Raw genomic sequence first — 2,898 nt, 5'->3', positions numbered from 1 at the left:
TTATTAATTTTCAATTGATAATTATTCATAAAATTTTCCTTAATATGATTTTACCATTCAAATAAGGCAAAAACAGTTATAATAAAAGGTAATTGGTTAAAGGAGTAAAATTTATGTCGAAAAAACAAGATAAAAAGCGACAACCCCAAGAAGAGTCTTTAGGAAAATCCATTCTAGATATCCTAATTACTGTTGTAGTTTGTGTGGGTATATATTTAGTATTATTTAAATTTGTGTTTGCAAATGAAACCGTCTCAGGTCCCTCTATGCAGCCTACGTTTGAGTCTAATGATCGCATCATTGCTGTTCGTCACACCAAATTACAACGCGGAGATATCGTTATTTTAAAAGCCCCAGATGAACCTGGCGCTTTATATATAAAAAGAATTATCGGTGTTCCTGGCGATACAATTGAGTCAAAGAATGATACGCTATATGTGAACGGTAAAAAAGTTGCTGAACCTTATCTAACACAATACGAAAAGAAATTACCAAAGGGCCAGCTTTATACTAACAACTTTACATTAAAGAAGTTATTTGGTGTAGAACGTGTTCCTAAAGATTCTTATTTTGTAATGGGTGATCACCGAGATGTATCAAAAGACTCTCGTATGATTGGTTTTATTAAAAAGAGTGCTATTGTCGGTGAAGTAAAGGTTCGTTATTACCCATTCAATCAAATTAGATTTTTCTAAGTCGAGTTTTAAATAAGGAGTAAAAATGAGTCCACAAGAATTATCCGATGCAATCATCGATTTCGAAGTAAAAAACAATGTGAATGATACTGCACTTGCATTTTCTAGTCACCTTTCCGTTGAAAAGATTCATGCAATGAAAAGCGGCGAAGAGAAATTCACCACTGAAGAAGCTGAACAAGTTTTAGATTATATTCAAGCTAATTCTTAAAATAAAAAGTTAATATACAAAAAGATGGTCAACTAAATGACCATCTTTTTTAATGCTCTTACTTACTTTCGTGATATTTTGCTAGCAACCAAATATTAATCCCACTAAAGATTAAACTGAAGATTAATAAATAGAAATTGGTGAACCAAACTGATGAATATGATCTAATTTCACCCGTCATAACATGTGCTGGATCCATTTGATAAAGCATATTCATTACATTACCTGAAGCAATCAGTAAGACAAAGACTAAGACAATAATAATAATTGCTCTAAAAATCTTACTGTGTCTTTCTGGTAGGAAATCGAGAATTGTTTTACTTGACAAGTCAATTGTTGCAACGATGCTGTAGATCAGAAAAGCAAAAAGTAAAAATGCGATAAATTCGCTAAGCAAAATTCCAATTGGAAATGCTTCGAAAAATTTTGCCCAGTAATTACCGCCAGATACTTCTTTTCCTACGGCATTGCTAATTTGCCAAACATTAAAACGAATATTGTGATCAAAAACTGCTGGTAAGAATGCTACAATGCCCATTGCTAGTTGTAAGACAACTAAGTAAAGGCCATTGACGATTGCTGAAGAAATGTTAGCAATATAAAACTTAGTTGAAGAAATTGGAATTAAGCGCCAGGTCTGCGAATCAAATTCTTTTTCATTTTGCCAAGTTGAAATAAAAACATAAGCGATATCAATAAATGGCATCAAAGTCATCACAATAATGAACCAAGATAAAAGCCCAGCATCGCCCCTAAAACCACTGCTCGTAATCAAACTCCAGATAGTGATTAATAAACTTGAAACCAGCTGGATGAGTACTAATAAATAGATATTGCGCATTTTAGCTTTAGACATGCGTGCAAATAAATTTTTGAAACTTGTCATTTTATTCAGCTCCCCCATCTTCGTACATGCTTTCATAATATTGCTCAATGCTTTGACCATTTGCTCTAATATCGTCGGCTGCAATATGTGAAGCAATTGTTTTATCCTTAACTACGATTACTTCATCCAAAATTGTCGTGATCTCATTTACGAAGTGGTCTGAAATGATCATGGTTGCTTTAGGATCTTTCCATAAAAGAATTGAATTAATGATACGCTTTCTAGCTAAAGGATCAATTCCAGAAAATGGCTCATCTAATAAATATAAAGGAACTTTTCTACTCAGTGTGAGTGCAATCTCAAGTTTTTCTCTCATCCCTTTGGAAAGCTGTCTCAACTTCATATCCCCACTTAACTTCATAAACTCACGGAGTTCTTTAAATTGATGATCGTCGAAATCTGGATAAATTTTTTCATAGAAGAATTCAATTTCATCGATCTTAGTTGATTCATTAAAACCCTTCAATGCATCTGTAATCGAAACTTGACTCTTTCTTGCTTCTTCATCTTGTTGACCATTAACAGCGACGTTGCCGCGATAATTCTTAGCAATACCAGAAATAATTCTAATTAAAGTAGTTTTTCCGGCACCATTTTCTCCTAATAAAGCCACGATCTTACCGTAGCCGACGTTTAGATTGATATCGTTTAAAATTGTCCGCAAATTTTTCTTATAAGTCAGATTCTTAATTTCTAAAAGTGAGTTGTTCATTTAATCTACCTTCTTGTCTTCAATGTATTTTTTGAGCCTCTCAAGCGTTTGTTCAGGAGTTAGGCCTAATTGTCTTGTACTCTCTAAAAACTCGCTCATAGTATCTTGAATTAGCTCCTCACGCTTTTTTAGAATCAATCTTGTATCTGTAGTAACAAAAGAACCTAGTCCTCTTTTTACTTCTAAAATTCCTTCAGTATTCATTTGATTAAGAGCACGCTGAACTGTATTGACATTTACAGTTAAATCAACGGCCAACTGACGTACAGAAGGAACTTTTTCACCAGGCTTGATTTTTCCTAGTGCAATTTGTCGATAAAGATACTTCTCAATTTGAATATAAATCGGAATATTATCTTGAAATTCCATCTTATCACCTGCTGTATTATTTATC

Annotated in this window: 5 protein-coding genes; 2 read left to right on the top strand and 3 right to left on the bottom strand. The window is 33.3% G+C overall.

Annotation, left to right across the window (positions count from 1 at the left end):
• Positions 1–113 precede the first annotated feature (113 nt).
• Entirely contained in the window at positions 114–695 is a 582-nt protein-coding gene (gene lepB, locus Q0Y70_RS09785; protein WP_297820503.1) for a signal peptidase I, read from the top strand.
• A gap of 25 nt (positions 696–720) precedes the next feature.
• A complete protein-coding gene (locus Q0Y70_RS09780) occupies positions 721–906 on the top strand; it encodes an LBP_cg2779 family protein (protein ID WP_297820500.1) in 186 nt (61 codons plus the stop codon).
• Positions 907–964: 58 nt separating this feature from the next.
• On the opposite strand, the gene Q0Y70_RS09775 is transcribed toward Q0Y70_RS09780, so the two are convergent.
• The 3 genes from Q0Y70_RS09775 to Q0Y70_RS09765 are packed head-to-tail and all read right to left on the bottom strand — an operon-like array spanning position 965 to position 2,873.
• On the bottom strand, positions 965–1,792 hold the full coding sequence (locus Q0Y70_RS09775; protein WP_297820497.1) for an ABC transporter permease: 828 nt from the start codon (positions 1,790–1,792) through the stop codon (positions 965–967).
• A gap of 1 nt (position 1,793) precedes the next feature.
• Entirely contained in the window at positions 1,794–2,504 is a 711-nt protein-coding gene (locus Q0Y70_RS09770; RefSeq protein ID WP_297820494.1) for an ABC transporter ATP-binding protein, read from the bottom strand.
• Positions 2,505–2,873: a GntR family transcriptional regulator gene (locus Q0Y70_RS09765; protein ID WP_297820506.1), complete on the bottom strand. Its 369-nt coding sequence runs from the start codon at positions 2,871–2,873 to the stop codon at positions 2,505–2,507.
• Positions 2,874–2,898 lie beyond the last annotated feature (25 nt).

Origin of the sequence: uncultured Lactobacillus sp., assembly GCF_947367085.1 — a bacterium.
Classification (GTDB): domain Bacteria; phylum Bacillota; class Bacilli; order Lactobacillales; family Lactobacillaceae; genus Lactobacillus.
This window is presented reverse-complemented; position numbering and strand designations above follow the sequence as displayed.